Consider the following 21,365-nt stretch of genomic DNA (forward strand, 5'->3'; position numbering starts at 1 on the left):
CAGCCATGACCGACCATATCGCCTGGGTGGCGCTCTCCGTCTTCATCTTCTTCTTCGCCCTCGTCACCGTGATGGGCTTCTTCGCCGCGCGCTGGAAATCCGGTCCGGTGAACGAACATCTCGACGAGTGGGGTCTCGGCGGCCGCCAGTTCGGCACCTGGATCACCTGGTTCCTGGTCGGCGGGGATTTCTACACCGCCTACACCGTGATCGCGGTGCCGGCGCTGGTCTATGCGGTCGGCGCCTACGGCTTCTTCGCGCTGCCCTACACCATCATCGTCTATCCCTTCGTGTTCGCGGTGATGCCGGTGCTGTGGAAGAAGGCGCATGCCAACGGCTACGTCACCGCCGCGGACGTGGTCCACGGCGCCTACGGCTCGCGCGCGCTCGAGCTCGCGGTGGCTCTGACCGGCCTGGTCGCGACCATGCCCTATATCGCGCTGCAACTGATCGGCATGGAGGTCGTGATCAAGGCGATGGGCCTGACGGGTGAATTGCCGATCATCGCTGCTTTCGTGATCCTTGCGCTCTATACCTACAGCTCCGGCCTGCGCGCGCCGGCGCTGATCGCCTTCGTCAAGGACATCATGATCTACATCGTGGTGCTGACGGCTGTTGTCGTGGTGCCCTCGAAGCTCGGCGGCTATGGCGCGGTGTTCTCGGCGGCCCACGACGCCTTCACGGCCAAGGGCGGCGCCACCGGACTGACGCTGAAGCCCGCGCAATATCTGCCCTATGCCACGCTGGCACTCGGCTCGGCGCTGGCAGCCTTCATGTATCCGCATACGCTGACCGGGATCTTCGCCTCGAAGTCGGCGGATACCATCCGCAAGAACGCGATCCTGCTGCCGGCCTATACGCTGCTGCTCGGCCTGATCGCGCTGCTCGGCTACATGGCCTATGCCGCCAACATCAAGGTGACCTCGCCGAACGACGTGGTGCCGATGCTGTTCAAGACGCTGTTTCCGGAATGGTTCGCAGGCTTCGCATTCTCGGCGATCGCGATCGGCGCGCTGGTGCCGGCGGCGGTGATGAGCATCGGCGCCGCCAATTTGTTCACCCGCAATGTCTGGAAGCACTACGTCAATCCGGGCATCTCGCATGCCGGTGAGGCGTCGGTGGCCAAGATCACCTCGCTGGTGGTGAAGGTCGGCGCGCTCGCCTTCATCCTGTTCCTGCCGACGCAATATGCGCTCGACCTGCAACTGCTCGGCGGTCTCTGGATCGTGCAGACGCTGCCGGCGCTGGTGTTCGGCCTGTTCACCGTCTGGTTCCGCGCCGAGGGCCTGCTGCTCGGCTGGGCGGTCGGCATCGGCTGGGGCACCTACACGGCGTGGAGCAATGGGCTGAAGCCGCTCGCCAGCATCTCGCTCGGCGATGCCAGCTATACCTTCTATGTCGGGCTCGGCGCGCTGTTGCTCAACATCGTGGTGGCGGTGATCGCGACCGTCCTGGTTGGGTTGATCTCACCCGCCAAGCGCGGCGCGGCGGCCTGAGCCGTCGTGCGTATCTGACGGGGCGGGGGTGAGAAGCGCGGTGAGCCGCGCTACCTCCGCCTTGGTCTTGTCGATCGCGGCGTCCTTCACCGATCCGTAGCCGCGGATCTCCATCGGAGCCTTTGCGATCGCGACCAGATCGGCCAGCCGCGCGGCATCGAGCTTGCCGAGCATGGTGTCGATCAACGCCTCGTACCAGCCGATCAGCTCTCGCTCGGCGCGGCGTTCCGCGGTGTAGCCGAACACGTCGAACGGCGTGCCGCGCAGCACCTTGAGCTGCGCGAGCAGCCGCAGCGGGGTCTGGATCCATTGCCCGAACGCGCGCTTCCTCGGCCGGCCGCGCGCGTCGCGCCGCGCCGGCAGCAGCGGCGGCGCGAGGTGGTACTGCACCGTGAAGTCGCCGTCGAACTTATGCTTGAGCTCGTCGAGGAAGTCGGTCTGCATATGCAGCCGCGCCACCTCATATTCGTCCTTGTAGGCCATCAGCTTGAACAGCGAACGGGCCACGGCGTCGGTGAGGGGAAGGTCGTTTGGGTTCTGTTCAGTCTGTCCGCGCGCTCGGTTCGCCTCTCCCGCTTGCGGGGGAGGGGGCGCACCTTCGTTGCGGTCGCCGCCGAGTGCCGCCTCAGCGTGGCGGACACGATCGACGGCCGCACGGTAGCGCGAGGCGTAGGCCGCGTTCTGGTAGTCGCGCAGGAAGTCCGTGCGTCGCGTGATCACCTGGTCCAGCGTCTCCTGCTCCTTCGCGGCAGTATCTTCCGCCTTCGGCAGGAAATCCGGATCGACAAAGGCGAGCCGGCCCCAGGCGAAGGCCTGTTTGTTGCGCTCGATCGCGACGCCGTTCAGCTCGATCGCGCGCGTCAGCGCCTCCAGCGACACCGGCACCAGGCCCTGCTGCCAGGCGAAGCCCAGCATCATGATGTTGGCGTAGACGCTGTCGCCGAGCAGCCGCTCGGCCAGCGCGTTGGCGTTGAGGGTGGTGAGATTACCCGATCCGATCACTCGCTCGATGGCGCGCAGCCGAACCGGCGAGGCGAGGTCGGCGTCGCGGAAGCGCACCACGTCGCCGGTCGGCATCTCCGCGGTGTTGACCGCAGCGCGCATGCCCTTGCGGTACGTGCCGGACGCCTTGGCCGACGAGCTCACCACGAGATCGCAGCCGATCAGCGCGTCGGCTGCGCCCTGGTCGATCCGCACCTGATGCAGCGCGTCGGGCTTGGCCGCGAGCCGCAGGAAGCTCAACACCGGACCGAATTTCTGCGCAAAGCCGGTGAAGTCGAGCACCGAGACGCCGCGCCCCTCGAGATGCGCGGCCATCGCGATCAGCGCGCCGACCGTGATGACGCCGGTGCCGCCGACGCCGGTGACGAGGAGATCATAGGGCTTGTCGAGTGCCGTGAACTCCGGCGCCGGCAGCGTGGCGGCGCGCGCCAGCGGATCGATCGCGCTCGCATTCTTGGCCGGCCGCTTGCCGCCTTCGATAGTGACAAAACTCGGGCAGAAGCCGTTGAGGCAGGAGAAATCCTTGTTGCAGGTCGAGAGATTGATCTTGCGCTTGCGGCCGAACGGCGTCTCCTTCGGCTCGACGCTGAGGCAGTTGGATTCCACCGAGCAGTCGCCGCAGCCTTCGCAGACGAGGTCGTTGATGTAGGCGAAGCGTTGGGGATCGGCGATCGTGCCACGCTTGCGGCGGCGCCGTTTCTCGGTCGCGCAGGTCTGCTGATAGATCAGCACCGTGACGCCGGAAATGTCGCGCAGCTCGCGCTGCACGGCGTCCATCTCCTCGCGGGCGTGGATGGTGACGCCAACCGGCAGGTCCGCCGGCGAAAAATGCGCGGGATCGTCCGACACCAATGCGATTCGCGACACGCCTTCGGCGCGGACGCTGTGCGCGATCGCCTGCACGCTGACCGGGCCGTCCACCGGCTGGCCGCCGGTCATTGCGACGGCGTCATTGAACAGGATCTTGTAGGTGATGTTGGCTTTCGCCGCGATCGCCTGGCGGATCGCCATCGAGCCGGAATGATAATAGGTGCCCTCGCCGAGATTCTGGAACACATGGCTGTTGCCGGTGAATTTCGACGACGCCGCCCAGTTGACGCCTTCGCCGCCCATCTGGATCAGCGACGAGGTCTCCCGGTCCATCCAGCTCGCCATGAAGTGGCAGCCGATGCCGGCCAGCGCTTTCGAACCCTCGGGCACTTTCGTCGAAATGTTGTGCGGGCAGCCCGAGCAGAAATACGGCGTGCGCGTCGCGCCCGGCACCGCGATCATCCGATCCTGCTCCGGCACCAGCGCGGCGACGCGGCGCGCAAGCTGCAATTCGGGAAACATCGGATCGAGCCGACGCGCCAGCACATCGGCCAGTATCCGCGGTGACAATTCGCCGGTCCAGGAGATCAGCCGCGCCCCGGTTTCGTCATGCTTGCCGACCATCCGCTCCGGTTTCGATCCGGGATAGTCGTAGAAATACTCCTTGAACTGGCTCTCGATGATGCCGCGTTTTTCTTCGACCACCAGGATCTCGCGCTTGCCCTTCACGAACTCCATCGCATCGTGCAGCGCCAACGGCCACACCATGCCGACCTTGTAGATGTCGATGCCGAAGTGGCGGCAGGCGGCCTCGTCGAGGCCGACCAGCCGCAGCGCCTCCATCAGATCGAGATGCGCCTTGCCCGTGGTGACGATGCCGTAGCGCGCGTCCTTGATGCCGTAGATGCGGCGGTCGATCGGATTGGCTTTTGCAAACGCGTAGACCGCGTGCTTCTTGGCTTCGAGCCGCTCCTCGATTTGCGGGCCCGGCAGATCCGGCCAGCGATAATGCAGGCCTCCCGGCGGCGGCAGAAAATCCGCCTGTATGAAACGGCGCGGTGCGGGCAGCTCGACCGAGGCGCCGGACTCGACGATCTCCGAGATCGCCTTGAAGCCGACCCACATGCCGGAAAATCGACTGAGCGCATAGCCATATTCGCCGAATGCCAGATATTCGCCGACATCGGCCGGATGCAACGTCGGCATGAACCAGCTCATGAAGGCGACGTCGGATTGATGCGGCATCGAGGACGACACGCAGCCGTGGTCGTCGCCGGCGACGACCAGCACGCCGCCATGCGGCGAGGAACCATAGGCATTGCCGTGCTTCAGCGCATCGCCGGAGCGATCGACGCCGGGACCCTTGCCGTACCACAGCCCGAACACGCCATCGACCTCGCGGTCATTCTGCGTCTCGACCTGCTGCGACCCGAGCACCGCGGTTGCTGCGAGGTCCTCATTGACGGCGGGCAGGAATTCGATGCGGCTGTCCTTCAGCAGCGCGCCGATCTTCCACAGTTCGAGATCGACGCCGCCGAGCGGCGAGCCGCGATAGCCGGAGATGAAGCCCGCGGTGTTGGGACCGCTTGCGCGATCACGCCGCGCCTGGTCGAGCGCGATGCGCACGATCGCCTGCGTGCCGGTGAGGAAGACGCGGCCGCGTTCCCTGCTGTAGCGCTCGGAAAGCTGGTAGGCGTCGAGCAACGGCATCTGGCCCATGACTGAAGCCCTCGGGGAATCGCAATGTCTGTTGCGACAACGCTATCCCCTTGTGCCTGGTAGGTCTCACCTATGTATTCTCCTCGCTAGGGCTATTTCGGTCAAAGATTGCTGGTGGATGTTAATTTTGGTAGAATCTACCGAACAGGAGCTGCGCTATGGTTGAAGATCAGGATGAAAGAATCCTCGCCGAACTGCAGAAGGACGGCCGCGCCACCAACCAGCAGCTTGCCGAAACCGTGGGCATGTCGACCTCGGCGTGCTGGCGCCGGGTCCGCGCGCTGGAAGAGTCCGGCGTCATCTCGGGCTATTCGGCGCTGGTGGCGCGCGAGCGCGCCGGCTTTGCGACCTCGGCGATCCTGCACGTCTCGCTGGAGCGGCACGACGTCAAGTTCGTCGACGAGTTCGTCGCGCGGGTGACGCAGCGCCGCGAGGTGCTGGAATGCTTCGCGACCACAGGCGATGCCGACTATCATCTGCGCGTCGTCGTGCGCGACATGGACGCCTACAACAGATTCTTGGACGAATTCATGTTCCGGATCCCCGGCATCCGCCACGTGCGCACCAATGTGATTCTGAAGGAGATCAAGACCGGCGTGGCGCTGCCGTTTTAGCTCGTCGTTCGTGGTACGCGTCTCTCTCCCACGTCATTCCGGGGCGTGCGAAGCCCCGGCTCGACCGGGCGCCGCATGCGCGGGTGATGACGCCGCGTGTTTGGCACGTGATTCGAAAACAAACTCAGTGTCGTCCCGGCGAAGGCCCTAGGGCATGCACAGATCTCTGAGGGACCATCCAGCGGCTGCGGCGTGGAAGTATTGCAGGCCGTGTTTCATAGTGATGGGGCCCGGCGGTTTGGACGATGGATAGCCGTCCCAGCCGCCGAGCCGGCCGATAATCCAGGCGGCCCAAGCGAGGCTGTCAGGCGGGTGCGGGTTTCTCAGCCGCTTGCTTTGGGCTTCGAGGTTGCGATTGAGGGCGGCAAGTGTAGCGACTTCCCCAGCATTGAAGGCAATTCGGACAGACTGGTTGTCGCGACCATCGCGCGCCTGCACAAGCTGAAGGGAGATGACTGCCGCCTTGGCCGCGATCGCGACCAGCTTGAGAAGCCGCTCGGCGGTCCCGATCTGACTGTCTTCGAGCTTGAGGCCTTGTGTCTTCAAGATGCGGAAGAACTGCTCGATCAGCCACCGCCGCTTGTACCATTCGATAATGCGCCAGGCCTCTTCTGCATTCGTCACCGGATGCGTGGTGAGCAGCCGCCAGTGCAGCGGCTCGATCCCGGCCTGCGGCTCGATCTCGCGCACATCGACCAGGATCAAGGGTAGGCTTTTCGGCAGATGGCGCAGGAACTTGGTTTGCGGTCGGGCCAGTTCGACGGCGCCGAAGCGCAGATCGAGAAGCGCAGCCCGCTCAGGCCGTTGTGCTCGCGCAGGCAATACGATGGTCCGTTGTTCGATGCTGGTCATGGCCTCGCTGGCCGCATACAGGCCACAGCCATCCGCCAGCTTGCGATCATGCATGCTCCGGGCAATGACGTGGAACTGGTGTTCTGCGGCGCAGGCGTAGAGCGCGAAGATGTCGCTCTCGCGGTCGCCCAGCATGGTCACCATCGCAGCCTTCGCCAACAGCGGCTTGGCTGCCAGAGCGGTCGCGATCCAGCGTTGCGATTCTTTGTCCTTCAGATCGCGATTGTCGTGCGAGACGGTGCGGCGGCCCTGGCGGGTCCAGATCTCGCCGTGCAACAGGCCAAGGCAGCAGCCGCTTTCCGCGTCTGCGGCCAGCATCGGGTGCAGCAACACCCCGCGGGTGTTGCCATGACCGATCTCGCCCAAGCCACGCCGGTTTTGTGCCTTGGTGGCAAAATTGATCTCGCTGGTATCCTGGATCGCCAGCACATGGCGGCCTTCGGCCGCCATTACCGTACCATCGCTCCAGCTTTCGATTATCCGCGTCGTCGTCACCTTGGCATTGCCGAGAAAGCGGTTGAAGCGCACCTCCCGGGCACGCATGCCTCCTGCCAGCCGTCGCAGGCAGACATCCTTGCCCGCGACCATGCATTCGACGAGCGCCGCCCCCCTTTATCGAGGCGGAGATCCCCGAACCGACCTAATGACCAGTCAATTTGCGCCAGCATGTCGACACCTCCGCCAAAGCCGAAGTGCCGCAATATGAATCACACGAAATACCGATTCGGGAATCCCCACCCAACTAGATGTGTGCATGCCCTAGGGCGAAGGCCGGGACCCATTGCCACGAATGCGGATTATAGCACGACGTCGTGGCCACAGCATGCTTCAGCAACTCGACCTGTGGTTATGGGTTCTGGCTTTCGCCAGGACGACACCGATGATGAGGCGCGCCGGCGAGACCAACCGCCTCACACCTTCTCCTTCACGAACCTGTTCCGCAGCGTCCCGATGCCGGTGATGTCGATCTCGACCACGTCGCCGTCCTTCAAATCCGGCGAGGCGCCGTCGGTGCCCATCCAGATCACGTCGCCGGGCGACAGCGTGAAGTATTTCGAAAGCTCGACCAGGAAGGGCACGATGCCGAAGATCATGTCGTTGGTGCGGAAGCGGCCGGTCTCCTTGCCGTTGACGCGGATCGCGGTTTCCATGCGGTCGAGATCGACATCGGTCTCGATCCACGGGCCCATCGGCTTGAAGGTGTCGGCGTTCTTGGACCGCCACAGCCCGCGGTCGGCCTTCTGCCAGCTGCGCTCGGAGACGTCGTTGCCGATGGTGTAGCCGAACACGCAGTCCATCGCATTGGCTTCGGTGAGGTGTTTTGCCGTCTTGCCGATCACGACGACGAGCTCGCCCTCGTAATGGATCTTCTCAGTCGCGCTCGCCGGGATCACGACGTTCTCGTCGTGGGCGATCAGCGCGTTCTGCGCGCGGTAGCCGATCTCGGGACGATCGGGCACGTTCGGCACCGTACCGGCCTTGTCGGCGGCTTCCTTGAGGTGCTTCAGATAGTTCAGCCCGACGCAGTAGAAGGTGCGCGGGATCAGCGGCAGCTCGATCTTGACGTCCTTCAGGGTGTGGGTCTTCGCCGTCTTGCTCCATTCGCCGAATGGATCGCCGTCGACGGTGGTGACGGTGTCGCCCTCGACGAGGCCCCAAGAAGGAGTGCTTGCGGTGTTGCCCGCGGCAGTGAATTTCAGCCAGCGCATGATGATGTCCCTCTATTCCGCAGCCTGCGCGCGGATCTTCCAGGCGCCCGCGGCCGGGCGCTTGAGCCCGAGATTCTCGCGCAGCGTCGTGCCGGCGTAGTCCTTGTGGAACAGCCCGCGCTTCTGCAGTTCGGGCACCACGTGGTCGACGAAGTCGGCATAGGAGCCCGGCACATAGCTTGCCGCGACGACGAAGCCGTCACAGCCGCGGCCTGTGAACATCTCCTCCAGCCGGTCGGCGATCTCCTTCGGGCCGCCGACCATCGCGTCCTGCACCTGGCCGCGGCCGGAGAACGTGATGAAGTCGCGGGTCGAGGGATTGGTCTTGCCGGAGGTGCGCAGCACGCCGTCGCGGATGCCGAGCATGCCTTGCATGCCCTGCAACTCATCTGTGGTCAGCGGTTCGTCGATCCCCTTGGCGCCGAAATCGAAGTTGAGGCCTTCGGCGAGCAGCGACAGCGCGTCGATCTCGAGCGGCAGCTTCTGGATCACCGCCATCCGGTCCTCGGCCTCGGCCTTGGTCGCGCCGGTGACCGGCGTGATCAGGTTGCAGAGGAATATCTGGTCGGGATCGCGGCCGGCCTTGGCGGCTTCGCCCCGGATCGCGTCATAGCCCTGCTTGGCGTTGGCAAGGTTGCGCGCCGCGGTGAAGATCACCTCGCCCCAGCGTCCGGCGAAGCGCTGGCCGCGGCCGGAGGCGCCGGCCTGGATCACGACCGGATGGCCCTGTGCCGAGCGCGGCACCGTGAATGGCCCGCGCGAGGTGAAGAACGGTCCCTTGTGGTCGAGCCGCTTCACCTTGCTCGGATCGGCGAAGCGGCCGCTCGTCTTGTCGATCACCAGCGAGCCGTCTTCCCAGGCGTCCCAATGGCCGAGCACCACCTCCATGAACTCGTCGGCGCGGTCGTAGCGGTGATCGTGCTCGAGATGCTGCTCGCGGCCCATGTTGAGCGCTTCGCCGTCATTGACCGACGTCACCACATTCCAGGCGGCGCGGCCACCTGTCATCAAATCGAGCGTGGCAAAGCGGCGGGCGACGTCGAACGGCTCGAAATAGGTGGTGGACGCGGTCGAGGCGAGGCCGAGCTTGGTGGTGACCATGCCCATCGCGGTCAGCACCACGATCGGGTCCATCTTCACGCAGCGGATGCCGTATTCGACGGTGTGGGCGTGATCGTTGCCGTAGCGGTCGGGCATCGCCAGGCGATCGTCGAAGAACGCCATGTGGAATTTGCCGCGCTCCAGGATGCGCGCGATTTCCTGGTAGTAGTCCGCGGACATCGAGTCATCGCGCGACTCGGGGTGGCGCCAGGAGCCTGGCAGGTTGGTGCAGTTCTGCGCCTGCAAAAAGCCAACCAGCGCCATTTGCCGTGTCATGTCGTTCTCCTGTGCTCGGATGGTTCAGCGAAGATCGAGCTGGTCGGTCAGCTTGTAGTCGGCGGCGAGCGCCTTCAGCTTGTCCCAGGTCGCGTCCTCGATCTCGATGCCGTTCTTGCGCCGCTCGACTTCGCGCAGATGTTCGATCTCGCCCGGATAGAACACGCCGCGGCTGCCTTCCGAGGGCGGCGTCGACTTCAAATAGCGGGCGAAGTCGGCGACCTCGCGTCTGAAATCCTTGAGCGGGCGGAACGCGGCGACGTTAAAGACAGCCATGAAGCAACCGTCATTGTGCCGGCCGGTCGGCTCGACGCCGAAGCCGAGCCCGGTCAACAGGCCGCACAGCACCTCGACCATCGCGGCAAGGCCGCTTCCCTTGTAGCCTTCGCTGCCGCCGAGCGGCAGCAGCGCACCGCCCTTGCGATAATCCCTGGGGTCGGTGGTGTCGCGCCCCTCGGCATCGATGATCCAGCCCTTCGGGATTGGCTCGCCGCGCGCCACTGCGAGCTGGATCTTGCCGGCGGCGACCGCCGAGGTCGCCATGTCCAGATAGAACGGCGCCTCGAGATCGGACGGCACCGCGATCGAGAGCGGGTTGGTGCCGAGCCGCGCCTCGCGGCCGCCGAACGGCGCGACATGCTTCGGCGAGCGGCCGGAATCGGCGGCCGCGATCCCGATCATGCCCTCGCGCATCGCCATCAGCGGATAGTGCGCCAGCCGCCCGACATGGCTTTGCCGGAACACGGTGCAGGCCGCGACATTGGCGGTCTTCGCCTTGTTGATGGTCATCTCCATCGCCTTGGCGTTGACGTGGAAGCCAAAACCCCAATGACCGTCGATCACGGTCGTGGTCGGCGTCTCCTGCACCACGGTCCATTTCGCGCCGGGGACGATATGGCCGGCCTTGATGCGGTCGATATAGGTCGGGATCGCGATCACGCCGTGGGAGTCATGGCCGGCGAGGTTGGCGTTGACGCAGCCGGAGGCGACTGCGCTTGCCTCCTCCTCCGATGCGCCGGCGCCCTTCAGCAGCGCCGCGCCGATGCGCGTGAGACGGTCGGCCTGGACGATCGGCATGGGATTTTCCTCGCGGTCGGCCCGCGTGATGCGCGGGTCTTGCTTGCTGTTGTCGGCGTCATGCTGTCAAAGCGCCGAGGTGCGAGCAAGCGCAGAAAATCCGATCCGCCATACCGCAAGCAGGGTGCTCCGGGTCCGGATTTCACCGGGTGGAACGGGCGCGGTCGCGGTGCGGAATTTGGCTGCCCGGCCGGCGCCGGCAGGGCGGCAATCCACTCCCCGCAAGCCTCCGCCTCAGGCTGGCACACCAGCGTCCGTAATATCCCGGGAAACCGCCTCCGGCGTTCGTCAGCCGTTTACTTTGTCTCACAACTTGCCGGATACACTAACCATCACTTAGGCCTCTCGCGGGCAATGTTCCGCCCCGGATTGAAGGGGGTGGCCGCGGGGCCTTCAGGAATCGTGCAGTCGAGCATCGGGCGTACATTCGCGGCGTTGAATGCCACCAACGAAGCGATCCTGTACGCGAAATCACCAGAAGAACTGTACGGAAAGGTCTGCGAAGCCGCGTTCTCGAGCGGGAGCTTCCTGGCCGCGACCGTGTTTTTGCTTGAGCCGGATACCGGTCTGCTGAGATTCGCAGCCGGTTGCGGCGACGATGTCGCGCGTCTGCGCAGCATCAGGATCTCCGCGCTCGCCAACACTCCGGAAGGAGAGGGCGTCGCCGGCCGCGCGTTCCGCGAGCAGGCGGCCTGCGTCAGCAACGACTACGTCAACGATGCCCGTTCGACGGCCTGGCGCAGCGGTGTCGCGGCTGCCGGTGTCGGTGCGGCGGCCGCCATCCCGCTGGTCTGCAACGGGCGCAGCGTCGGCGTCTTCATGGTGACGCGCCGCGAGGTCGACTCGCTCGGCGCGGAGATCGTGTCGCTGCTGGAGCGCATGGCCGCGAACGTGTCCTTTGCGCTCGACAATTTCGACCATGAGGCGTCGCGCAAGAGCGGTGAGCGGGCGATGCGCCGGCTCAACCGCATGTTCGGTGCCATCAGCGCCACCAACGAAGCCATCCTTCGCGCCAAGACTGAGCACGATCTCTACCAGAGGGTTTGCGACGCGGCGGTGTTCAGCGGCAAATCCTTCGCCACGGTGGTGCTGCTCGCCGAGCCCGATACGCACTGGCTCGAGCCCGTCGCCGGCACCGGCGAGGCGATCGACCTGATCACGCAGACGCGTTTCTCGACCGATCCGGACAATGTCTACGGCAAGGGCATCTGCGGCGAGGCGTTCCGAACCCAGCGGCCGTGCGTCGAGCACGACATTCCGATATCGACGAGCCAGTCGCAGGCGCCGGTGCGCGGCAGTGGTCTGATGGCCTGCGTTGCGCTGCCGCTCACCCGGTTCGGCAAGAGCATCGGCGTCCTGATCTTCTTCACCGGCAATTCCTGGGCGCGTGACGAAGAGATCATCGCGCTGCTGGCGGGGATCGCCGAAAATGTCTCGGTTGCGCTCGACAATTTCGGCCGTGCCACCGAGAAGGCCAAGGCCGATGCCGAGCGCGAGCGGCTGTCGCGGATGTTCGCGGCGCTGAGCGCGACCAACGAGGCGATCATGCGCGCGCGCTCGCGGCTCGAGATGTTCGAGTTGGTCTGCGCCGCGGCCGCGCATGGCGGCGGGTTCAATTCCACCAGCATCCTGATCGCGAAACCCGGTGACGATTTCATGGAGATGATGGCGGTCGCGGGTCCGACCGCCGAGAACGCACGCCGCCTCAACGTCTCACGCAGCGAGGCGCGGCCGGAAGGGTGCGGCGTCTGCGGCAGAGCGTTACGTTCCCGCCGCGCCTGCATCAACAACGATTTCATGGGCGACGTGGCCGACAGCCCGTTCCGCGAAATCATCGACCGCGAGGACGCGCGATCGGGCGCCGCATTTCCGCTGATCGTCGACGACGAGCCGGTCGGCGTGATGCTGTTCATCTCCGCCAAGCGCAACACCTTCTCGGCCGAATTTGCCGAGCTCCTGCAACGGCTCGCCGACAACGTCTCCTATGCTCTCGGCAGCTTCGATCGCGCCGACGAGAAGGCGCGCACCGAGGAGCAGAAGGAACGGCTGCGGCGGATGTTCGCGGCGCTGAGCGCGACCAACGAGGCGATCATGCGGGCGAAATCCCGCAGCGAGCTGTTCGATCTGGTTTGCGATGCGGCGGCGGTCGGCGGCCAGTTCATCTCGGCCACGATCCGCCTGGTGCGTCCCGGCGAGGCCTTCTTGGATAACGTGGCGGCTTCCGGGCCCGACCGGGTCCGGGCCCGCGAGGTCCAGTTGTCGGCCGACGCGACGCGTCCGGAAGGACAGACGCTGACCGGGGTTGCGATCCGCACCCGCCGGCCCTGCATCAGCAACGATTATCTCAGCGACTTCGGCCCCGAATCGCATGTCTATCCGATCGTTCGCGACAGCGGCAGCAAGTCCGGCGCGGCGCTGCCGCTGCTCAAGGACGGCGAGGCGATCGGCGCACTGGTGTTTCTCTCCAGCGAATTCGGCACCTTCAGCCCGGAGATGATGGCGCTGCTGCAGCGGCTCGCCGAGAACGTGTCGTTCGCGCTCGCCAATTTCGACCGGGCCGACGAAAAGGCGCGGGCCGACGAGCAGAAGGAGCGGCTGTCGCGGATGTTCGCGGCGCTGAGCGCGACCAATGAGGCGATCATGCGGGCGAAGTCCCGCGCCGAGCTCTATCAGCTGGTCTGCGAGGCGGCCGCGACCGGCGGCAAATTCACCTCGACCACCATCGCGCTGGCGCAGCCCGGCAGCGACTATCTGCGGATCGTCGCCATCGCAGGCCCGGCAGCCGGCGGAGCGAGCCAGGTGACGCTCTCGATCAGCGAGGCGCACCCGGAGGGCCGCGGCGCCTGCGGCAGGGCATTCCGGTCGGGCAAGGCCTGCATCATCAACGACTATTTTGCCGATACCGAGACCACCGCTTTCCACGAACGGGCCCGCCTCGACGGAACCAAGTCCGGCGCCTCGTTCCCGCTGACCGTCAGCGGGCGGGCGGTCGGCGTCATGATCTTCGTCGCGACCGAGAAGGACACGTTCACGCCGGAGTTTGCCGAGCTGCTGCAGCGGCTCGCCGACAATCTGGCGTTCGCGCTGGAGAGCTTCGATCGCGCCGACGAGAAGCACAAGGCCGAGGAGCGGATCGAATACCTTGCCTCGCACGACAGCCTGACCAATCTGCCGAACCGCGAGACGTTCAACGAGATGCTGCGTCACGCGATTTCGACGGCGGATCGGCATCGCCGGCAGCTCGCGGTGCTGTTCATCGATCTCGACCGCTTCAAGGTGATCAACGACTCGCTCGGGCACGACGCCGGCGACATGCTGTTGGTGGCGATCGCCGAACGGCTGCGCGGGTCGTTGCGCGCGAGCGACGTGGTCGCGCGGCTCGGCGGCGACGAGTTCGTGGTGATCCTGGAGGAGACCGCCGAGCGGGGCGACGTCGAGCGCATCGCCGGCGATCTTCTGGTCGCACTCAGCCAGCCGATGCAGCTCAGCGGGCACGAATGCCATACTACAGCCTCGATCGGGATCGCGATGTATCCGACCGATGGCTCCGACGTGCAGACGCTGACCAAGAACGCCGACATGGCGATGTATCTCGCGAAGGAAGACGGCAAGAACGGCTTTCGCTTCTTCTCCAACGAGGTCAGGGCGCAGTCGATCGAGCGCCTGACCATGGAGAGTGCGCTGCGCCGCGCGCTGGAGCGCGAGCAGTTCTCGCTCGACTATCAGCCCAAGGTCGACATGGCGAGCGGTGAGATCAGCGGCGTCGAAGCGCTGCTGCGCTGGACCCATCCCGAGCTCGGCAAGGTGTCGCCGGGGCAGTTCATTCCGCTCGCCGAGGAGATCGGGCTGATCGTGCCGATCGGCCGCTGGGTGCTGAAGGAAGCCTGCGCACAGAACATGGCGTGGCAGCACCGCGGCCTCAAGGCGGTGACCATGGCGGTCAACCTGTCGCCGCGGCAGTTCGGCGACCCGCATCTGCTCGACGACATCGACGAGGCGCTGGCGGCGAGCGGCATGTCGCCGGCGCTGCTGCAGCTCGAGGTTACCGAGAGCATGGTGATGCGCAACGTGACGCGCGCGGTCCGGGTGCTGGATGCGATCCAGAACCGCGGCATTCGCCTCGCGATCGACGATTTCGGCACCGGCTATTCGTCGATGTCGCTGATGAAGCAGTTCCCGATCGACACCATCAAGATCGATCGTTCCTTCGTGCGCGACCTGCCGGATGATTCCGAGGACGTCGCGATCGCGCAGGCGATCATCTCGATGGGCAAGGCGCTCGGCATGACGATCGTGGCCGAAGGCGTCGAGACCTCCGAGCAGCGGGAGTTCCTGCGCGCGCATGCCTGCGATGAGATGCAGGGCTTCCTGTTCAGCCGGCCGCTGCCGCCGCGCGATCTCGCCGAGCTGTTGAAGGCATCGCCGGTGCTGACGTCGCCGCCGTTGCAGCCGTCGCTGGACGGTGAGGCGATCGACGAGGCCGGGTCGGATCTAGGGCGGAAACGCGCTGTCGTCTGACGGCTGTATCGGCAGGTCGCGGACGTCGGAATCGGTGGATGCGACCTTGCGCGAGAAATCGTAGGGCCAGGGCAACACGGTCTGGCCGGCCAGCGTCCGGCGCAGCACGCGAGTCCCGTCGGCAAAGCTCGCGCCCTCAGGCAGGCGGAGTTTGTGGCACTGGTTGGATGGCAGCGGGCCGGCGGCGTCGCGCAGCTCGAACGCCGGTCCCCACCACCACGCCGGCGCCGGCGGCCGTTCCGGCTCCGGGATTGCGCGCCAGCGCGCGAACTCGTCGGCGATGCGGGCAAATTGCAGCTTGGCAGCGGGATGCATCAGAGGCCCTTCCACAGGGTCGCGATGATAGCATTGCCGCGACCCCGCGCAACGCGGCTGTCGGCTACTTCTCCTCCACTTCGGTCGCGGTCGCCGGACCTTCGCCCATGATCAGCAGCACGGCATCCTCGTCCTTGGCGCCGTCCCAGTGCACCTGCTTGCCGAAATGGGTGACGAAGCTTCCGGCCGGCATCGCCACGGTACCGTGATCGGGATCGAACTTCGGACCCGAGCCCACCCACCAGGTGCCCTTCAGCACGACGATGTAGCGATCGTTGGGGTGGAAGTGCGGACGGCTGAAGTGATTGCCCTTGGTCCATTTGGTGTAGACCATGTAGAAGCCGGGCTTCGAGGGATCCCCGACCACGACGGCATTCTGCGCGCCGCGCGCGTCGACCGGGCTCCAGGGAATCTGGTCCGGCAGCTTGTAGGTGACGGCGGCCGGATTGAGCTCGGCCGCGAAGCTCACGCTCAGCATGCCGGCAAAGACCAGCGGGATCATCAGGTATCGCCAGGACCGGTTCGACGCCGTCATCGTATGCTCCCAGATCAATTGGCTCGGGCAACTGCTGCGCCCGTATGTCGCATGATGCTAATCGCGCCCGCTTGCGCCGGGCAAGTCGTGCCCACGCATGTCTGACCTCAAAATTGCGGCATCGGTCCGTGACACAACGCAGTTGCAACATCAAAAACGCATTTACGCCGCTGCAGACAATGATAGGTTGCGCGCCAACCAAAAGACGGGAGGATAACCTTGAAGAAGCATCTGTCGTTGCTTGCGGCGGGACTCGTGATCGGCGCGGGCGCGCTGCAATTCTCTACCACCGCATCGGGGGACGACGGCTGGGTCACGCTGCTCGACAGTTCCAAGAAGGGCGACTGGGACGAGGTCGGCAAGGCCAATTGGGCCATGAAGGACGGCGCGCTGGTCGCCGACAAGCTCGACGGCAAGGATCTCTCCTATCTCGTCAGCAAGACGCAGTACAAGGACTTCCAGATCCGGGCCGAGTTCTGGACCGACGAGGACGCCAACAGCGGCGTGTTCATCCGCTGCGAAGGCAACAAGGTGATCGATTCCAAGGTCTGCTACGAGGTTAACATCTTCGACAAGCGGCCGGACCCGACCTACGGCACCGGTGCGATCGTCGATGTCGGCAAAGTCGATCCGATGCCGAAGGCGGCCGGCAAGTGGAACGTCTACGAGATCACGGCGCAGGGACCGCATTTCGTCGTGACGCTGAACGGCCAGAAGACCGTCGACGCGCAGGATTCCAAGCACGCCAGCGGCTACATCGCGCTTCAATACGGTTCGGGCGTGGTCAAGTTCCGCAAGGTGCAGATCAAGCCGCTCTGACGAAACAAGGCCGAGAGGAGCCCGGTCGCGACGCGACCGGGCTTGGTGTTGGCGAGCCACAGCGCCGGGATATAAGTCAGCCGCCGGATGCCGTTGAGGCCGGCCCATTCGTGCTGGATCAAGACAACCTTGCTGCCGCGCAGCCGGGCAAGCAGCAGCGCGAGCAGCGGCCGCGCGATCACGCGCTTCCAGGCCACGATCGGGAAATTGCACGCCACGTTGTCGGCGGTCCGGGTCAGGGTTAACGCCGCGCACGCGCCGGGTTCGAGCTTCTCGATCGTCTCCTGCAGCAGGCGCGTGAATTGCCCTGCGCCGAGAAACAGCGCGCGCTATCGGGGCTTTTCACTCATCGTGCTCAGCGGGGCTTGGCGAGACGGGGTCCGGAGACGTCGCGGTTAGCCATATCGGCGAGACATTAGGTTCGGTAACCCCGCGCGCGCACGCGGCGGCACCGTTCTTGCCAATCCCTGCTCAAGAGCTGCCGGCTCGTCCCGGAACGGGACATCGGATGAAGCGAAACGGCGCAGCCGCCAGGAGCGCGAGCATGACGACGGGCAAGATCTTCACCAATTGGGATGACAACCATTCCAGGCTCTGGAGCCGTCAACCGATCCGGCTCGAGCACACCATTCACAAGCAGCCGGCGTTCTCGATGGACGATCTCGCCAAGCTGATCGAGCATCATCCGCGCGAGCATTACAGCCTGGTCACGACCGGCGCCAAGGGATCGAGCCGCGTCTGGCGCGAGGGCGAGATCGGCAAGCTGCGCGGCCATCAGGTGATCGAGGCGATTTCGCGCGGCGGCCTGTGGCTGAACCTGCGCAACGTCACCGCGATCGACCGCCGCTACCGCGACATGATCGAGCGAATGTTCGGCGAGATCGCGGCCAAGGTTCCCGGGTTCGACGCGCCGACCCATCAGGCCGACATCCTGATTTCGTCGCCCGATGCGCAGGTCTATTACCACGCCGATCTGCCGGGGCAGGGTCTGGTCCAGATCGCCGGCCGCAAGCGCGTCTACATCTATCCCAACACGCAGCCGTTTATCCGGCCCGAGCATCTCGAGAACATTGCGCTGTTCGGCGTCGAGGTCGATATCCCCTACGAGCCTTGGTACGACTGGCATGCGCAGGTGATCGATCTCGAGCCGGGACAGATGCTGAGCTGGCCGCTCAATGCGCCACACCGCGTCGAGAACCTCGACACGGTCAACATCTCGATGGCGATCTCGTATGTCAACGACGACATCCGCCGTGCCCAGATCCTGCATCTCGCCAACGGCATGCTGCGTCATCGCTTCGGCTACGCGCCGCGCAGCCGGAGCATCCGCGGTCCGGTCTTCTTCGCCAAGCAGGTGATGCAGAAGCTGCTGCGCGCCGGCAGGTGGGTGAAGCACGAATGCGCTGTGCGGCGTGCGATCGACTTCCGCCTCGACGAGAGCGATCTCGGCAAGATCATCGACCTGCCCAAGGCGGCGTTGGTGGCAGCGTAAGCGAACTTGCCGGTTGCGGGTGCTGGAATGACAGTGTTGACGACAGCGGTTGAGAAATTCGGAGCGCAGGTCGCTTCGTACGCGGTCGGCTATCGCGTCGAACTGGTTTTCGATTGGGCGCAGGCCGCCGCCCGCTGGGGCGCGTTCGAGCCGCTCACCGCGTTCCAGCATCCGCAATGGTATGCGTCGTGGTACCGGGCGTTCGCGTCGACCGACGGCGTCGAGCCGCTGATCGCCGTCGTCAGCGATGCCGCGACCGGCGAGCGGGCTGCGCTGCTGCCGCTGATCCGCCGCCGGCAGGGGGGCCTCGGCATCGTCGAATTCGCCGACCTCAACCTCACCGATTTCAACGCGCCATTGCTCGGCCCGGCGGCGCCGCGCGACGAGGTCGCCGCATGGCAGTTCTGGCGCGATCTGCAGGCCGCGCTGCGCAATTCGCATGGCGGGGCCGATCTCATTCGTTTTCGCAAGATGCCGGTCAGGCTCGCGACGCGATCCAATCCGCTGGCGCTGCTCGACGGCATCGGACCGTCGGTCGTCAACGGCAATCTGTTGACCATCGGCGATGACCACAACGCCTGGCGTCACGAGTTGAGCCGCAAGGTTCGCAAGGAGTTGGGGCGGAGCTGGCGCGTGTTCACGCGTGAGCGGTCCGCCGTCTTCAGGGTCGCCGCGGATACCGACGAGGCGCTGGACCTGCTGTCCGTCACCGAAGTGCAGCAGGGCACGCGGCTGAATAGTCTCGGGCTCAATTACGCGCTCGGCAATGCGGACTGCGCCGCGTTCTATCGCGACCTCGTCCGCGAAGGCGCCGGTCGGGGCTTTGCGGTCATGACCGCGCTTGCGACGCGGGATGAAGTGGTGGCGACGCTGCTCGGTATCCGCATCGGCTCGCGTTACGTCATGCTCCGGATCAGCAATGCGGGCGAGAAATGGGCGGCATGTTCGCCGGGCCGGTTGATCATCGACCGCACCATCGCAGCGCTGCACAAGGACGGCGTGCGCGAGTTCGATTTCTCGATCGGCAATTACAGCTACAAGCGGCGGTTCGGACCGCAGCGCACGCCGCTGGTCGATCTTGGTGCCGCCCTGAGCTGGCGCGGGCAGCCTTACGCGCTGCGCGACCGCGCCGTGCTGGCGCTGCGTCATTATCCAAAGCTGTCGACGCGGCTGAAGCAGGCGCTGGGCAAGGCGACGCCGTCGCGCGAGGACGACTAGGCCGCTGCTCTCATCGCGCTTCAGGCCGCTCTGACGATGCCCGGCCGGCCCCGGCGCGCATTCCAGCGCGGCACGGTCCCAGTTCGCGTTGATGGCTGCTGCCTCATAGCTCGATTGCAGGAACTCGAGCAGCGTCTGGTCCGGGTCTGCGGCCAGCCGCACCGCGTCGTAGGGCAGGATGAATTCGCCCAGTGCCTCGCTGAAGAATGCAGCCTCGGGTCGCACCGGCATGCTGCGATAGCCCGCGGGTTCCGGGTAGGCGTAGGAATAGAATGCGGGATAATCGATCGCGCCGCCGCCCGGCCAGAAGCCGGCGCTGCTGACCTCGTGCGAATAGGCCTCGTGCGCCACCGCGTCGGGCAGATGCGGCACGCCGCCGGGATGCTGCGGTGCCCTGCGGCCGGAGAAGCGCGTCACCGCAAGATCAAAGCTGCCCCAGAAGAAATGCACCGGGCTCGCCTTGCCGAGAAAGCCGGTCCGGAATTGCTTGAATACGCGATCGCAGTTCACCAGGATTTGGTGAAACCTGCGCACCGCATCCGCGTCATACGATGCGTGCTGCGTATCCTTCGAAAACGGGATCGGGTCGGCGACTTCGTTCGGTATCTCGTCAATGGCGACGTCGATTCCGAGGTCTTTCAGATTGGTCATGATCGCCGCGTGGAAGCTCGCGACCGATTGACCGGCCAGCGCGAATTGCCGCTCGGTGCCGTCGCTGGTCGAGATGCGGAGCGTGTGATCGATGAAATCGAAGTCGATCTGGAACGTGCGGTCGCCGTCGGGGATCGGCGAGGTCGTCAGCCCGCGCGCCGTGACGTAGAGCGTGACGTGCCAGGAGTGATTGAGCCAGGGCGACTTCGTCAGCCGGATCTTGCCGGCGATCTGGGTGAAGAGCTGCAGCATCGCGCAGCTGTCGCGCCACGCCGCGATTGGCAGGTCAGGCCAGCTGGTCTTCTGTGTGTTGGTCATCGCAAACCTCAGGGCTGTGCCGACAGGAGGCCCTGCGGCATATCACGAAAATGGCGCAAATGATCCCGGGAACCGCCGCGTCCAGCAAAACAGTCAGGGCGGCAATCGCCAGGGAGTGCCGCCCCATTGCATGATCATTCAGCCGGGTGCGAAACCCAACGGTAAAGCTTAGCCGTGAAGCTCAGCCGTGAAGTTTCCTGGCAGCCTCCGCGATCGCGCGGCCCTGATAGCGTGCGCCGGCGAGTTCATTCTCGCTCGGCTGGCGGCTGCCGTCGCCGCCGGTGATCGTCGTGGCGCCATAGGGCGCGCCGCCGGTGACCTCGTCGAGCTTCATCTGTCCGGCAAAGCCGTAGTTGAGGCCGACCACGGTCATGCCGAAATGCAGCAGGTTGGTGATGATCGAGAACAGCGTGGTCTCCTGGCCGCCATGCTGGGTCGCGCTCGAGGTGAAGGCGCCGCCGACCTTGCCGTTCAGCGCGCCCCTGGCCCAGAGCCCGCCGGCCTGGTCGAGGAAGTTGGCCATCTGCGAAGCCATGCGGCCGAACCGGGTGCCGGTGCCGACGATGATCGCATCGTAATTGGCGAGGTCGTCAATCTTGGCGATCGGCGCGGCCTGGTCGAGCTTGTAATACGACGCCTTGGCGACTTCGGCGGGCACCAGCTCGGGCACGCGCTTGATGTCGACGGTAGCGCCGGCTTCGCGTGCGCCTTCCGCAACGGCATTCGCCATTGCTTCGATGTGACCGTAAGCGGAGTAATAGAGAACGAGGACCTTGGCCATGATGGCCTCCTTTGGGTTGCTAGTGGGAGATGTTTCGGAGGGGGAGCATGCGCGGACGTCTG

16 protein-coding genes are annotated in these 21,365 nt (G+C 65.3%); 7 read left to right on the forward strand and 9 right to left on the reverse strand.

The annotated features are described in order from the left end of the window. Positions 1-5 precede the first annotated feature (5 nt). Positions 6-1,496 (forward strand): sodium:solute symporter family protein, encoded by a 1,491-nt coding sequence (locus tag JQ507_04310; protein QRI70760.1) that lies wholly within the window; start codon positions 6-8, stop codon positions 1,494-1,496. Here JQ507_04310 and JQ507_04315 read toward each other — a convergent pair. After that, complete coding sequence (locus tag JQ507_04315) at positions 1,467-5,027, reverse strand: indolepyruvate ferredoxin oxidoreductase family protein (protein ID QRI70761.1); 3,561 nt, start codon at positions 5,025-5,027, stop codon at positions 1,467-1,469. The two genes, JQ507_04310 and JQ507_04315, sit on opposite strands and share 30 nt — an antisense overlap. 158 nt (positions 5,028-5,185) lie before the next feature. Here JQ507_04315 and JQ507_04320 point away from each other — a divergent pair, with 158 nt between their 5' ends. Next, positions 5,186-5,641, forward strand: a complete 456-nt coding sequence (locus tag JQ507_04320; GenBank protein QRI70762.1) for an Lrp/AsnC family transcriptional regulator — start codon at positions 5,186-5,188, stop codon at positions 5,639-5,641. A gap of 147 nt (positions 5,642-5,788) precedes the next feature. Here JQ507_04320 and JQ507_04325 read toward each other — a convergent pair whose 3' ends face one another. The 4 genes from JQ507_04325 to JQ507_04340 all read right to left on the reverse strand — a co-directional run bounded on the left by JQ507_04325 (position 5,789) and on the right by JQ507_04340 (position 10,656). After that, on the reverse strand, positions 5,789-7,081 hold the full coding sequence (locus JQ507_04325) for an IS4 family transposase (protein ID QRI70763.1): 1,293 nt from the start codon (positions 7,079-7,081) through the stop codon (positions 5,789-5,791). A gap of 323 nt (positions 7,082-7,404) precedes the next feature. Beyond that, positions 7,405-8,202, reverse strand: coding sequence for a fumarylacetoacetate hydrolase family protein (locus JQ507_04330; protein ID QRI70764.1), 798 nt, complete (start codon positions 8,200-8,202; stop codon positions 7,405-7,407). A 12-nt stretch (positions 8,203-8,214) separates the two neighbouring features. Beyond that, positions 8,215-9,579 (reverse strand): LLM class flavin-dependent oxidoreductase, encoded by a 1,365-nt coding sequence (locus JQ507_04335; protein ID QRI70765.1) that lies wholly within the window; start codon positions 9,577-9,579, stop codon positions 8,215-8,217. A 24-nt stretch (positions 9,580-9,603) separates the two neighbouring features. Then, positions 9,604-10,656 (reverse strand): Ldh family oxidoreductase, encoded by a 1,053-nt coding sequence (locus JQ507_04340; protein QRI70766.1) that lies wholly within the window; start codon positions 10,654-10,656, stop codon positions 9,604-9,606. Between the two features lie 402 nt (positions 10,657-11,058). Here JQ507_04340 and JQ507_04345 point away from each other — a divergent pair, with 402 nt between their 5' ends. Next, positions 11,059-15,174 (forward strand): GAF domain-containing protein, encoded by a 4,116-nt coding sequence (locus JQ507_04345; protein ID QRI70767.1) that lies wholly within the window; start codon positions 11,059-11,061, stop codon positions 15,172-15,174. Here JQ507_04345 and JQ507_04350 read toward each other — a convergent pair. Beyond that, a complete protein-coding gene (locus JQ507_04350) occupies positions 15,148-15,489 on the reverse strand; it encodes a hypothetical protein (protein ID QRI70768.1) in 342 nt (113 codons plus the stop codon). The genes JQ507_04345 and JQ507_04350 overlap by 27 nt on opposite strands. Before the next feature lie 64 nt (positions 15,490-15,553). Continuing rightward, the gene (locus tag JQ507_04355) at positions 15,554-15,991 is read right to left on the reverse strand and encodes a cupin domain-containing protein (GenBank protein QRI73172.1); all 438 of its coding nucleotides are present in this window, start codon (positions 15,989-15,991) and stop codon (positions 15,554-15,556) included. 252 nt (positions 15,992-16,243) lie between these two features. Between JQ507_04355 and JQ507_04360 the strand changes: the two genes are divergently transcribed. Continuing rightward, positions 16,244-16,843 carry a DUF1080 domain-containing protein gene (locus JQ507_04360; protein QRI70769.1) on the forward strand — a complete coding sequence of 200 codons (600 nt, stop codon included), beginning with the start codon at positions 16,244-16,246 and terminating at the stop codon, positions 16,841-16,843. On the opposite strand, the gene JQ507_04365 is transcribed toward JQ507_04360, so the two are convergent. Next, positions 16,789-17,061 (reverse strand): hypothetical protein, encoded by a 273-nt coding sequence (locus JQ507_04365; GenBank protein QRI70770.1) that lies wholly within the window; start codon positions 17,059-17,061, stop codon positions 16,789-16,791. The genes JQ507_04360 and JQ507_04365 overlap by 55 nt on opposite strands. 326 nt (positions 17,062-17,387) lie before the next feature. Between JQ507_04365 and JQ507_04370 the strand changes: the two genes are divergently transcribed. From JQ507_04370 to JQ507_04380, 3 genes are all read left to right on the forward strand, one after another. Then, entirely contained in the window at positions 17,388-18,335 is a 948-nt protein-coding gene (locus JQ507_04370; protein QRI70771.1) for a hypothetical protein, read from the forward strand. Between the two features lie 36 nt (positions 18,336-18,371). Continuing rightward, positions 18,372-19,553 (forward strand): GNAT family N-acetyltransferase, encoded by a 1,182-nt coding sequence (locus JQ507_04375; GenBank protein ID QRI70772.1) that lies wholly within the window; start codon positions 18,372-18,374, stop codon positions 19,551-19,553. A gap of 363 nt (positions 19,554-19,916) precedes the next feature. Beyond that, positions 19,917-20,585: a hypothetical protein gene (locus JQ507_04380; protein QRI70773.1), complete on the forward strand. Its 669-nt coding sequence runs from the start codon at positions 19,917-19,919 to the stop codon at positions 20,583-20,585. Between the two features lie 118 nt (positions 20,586-20,703). Here the strand turns inward: JQ507_04380 and wrbA are convergent, their stop codons facing one another. Next, positions 20,704-21,303: an NAD(P)H:quinone oxidoreductase gene (gene wrbA, locus JQ507_04385; protein QRI70774.1), complete on the reverse strand. Its 600-nt coding sequence runs from the start codon at positions 21,301-21,303 to the stop codon at positions 20,704-20,706. Positions 21,304-21,365: the final 62 nt, after the last annotated feature.

Origin of the sequence: Bradyrhizobium sp. PSBB068, assembly GCA_016839165.1 — a bacterium.
Classification (GTDB): Bacteria; Pseudomonadota; Alphaproteobacteria; order Rhizobiales; family Xanthobacteraceae; genus Bradyrhizobium.